This window comes from Psychrobacter sp. 78a-MNA-CIBAN-0178, assembly GCF_040309625.1.
GTDB classification, from domain to species: Bacteria; Pseudomonadota; Gammaproteobacteria; order Pseudomonadales; family Moraxellaceae; genus Psychrobacter; species Psychrobacter okhotskensis.
Genome location: NZ_JBEOOZ010000202.1, coordinates 1 through 239 on the forward strand (window position 1 = coordinate 1; position 239 = coordinate 239).

Here is a 239-nt window from a genome sequence, read left to right on the forward strand (position 1 = left end):
CAATACAGTTTGAACAAGAGGCTGATAATCTCGAATGGAGTTACGAGCTTGAAGTCGCGTTAACTGACTTTTTAATTATTAATGAGTTTGCAGATAGCGCTGAGCTTACAGCGCTAAAGTGTAAGCAAACAATTTGTAAGTTTGAGCTTACCATTAACCAACATGCCGTTAATTATGGAGCTAAATTATGGCGCGAGCTAAACGATAAGCTTCATCTTGAACCTTGGTGGCAGCAATTT

General features: G+C 38.9%; 1 protein-coding gene. It reads left to right on the plus strand.

From position 1 onward, the window contains the following. Positions 1-239 (plus strand): hypothetical protein (locus tag AAEY80_RS14840; RefSeq protein ID WP_350588637.1); only part of this gene is annotated, 239 nt, incomplete at both ends.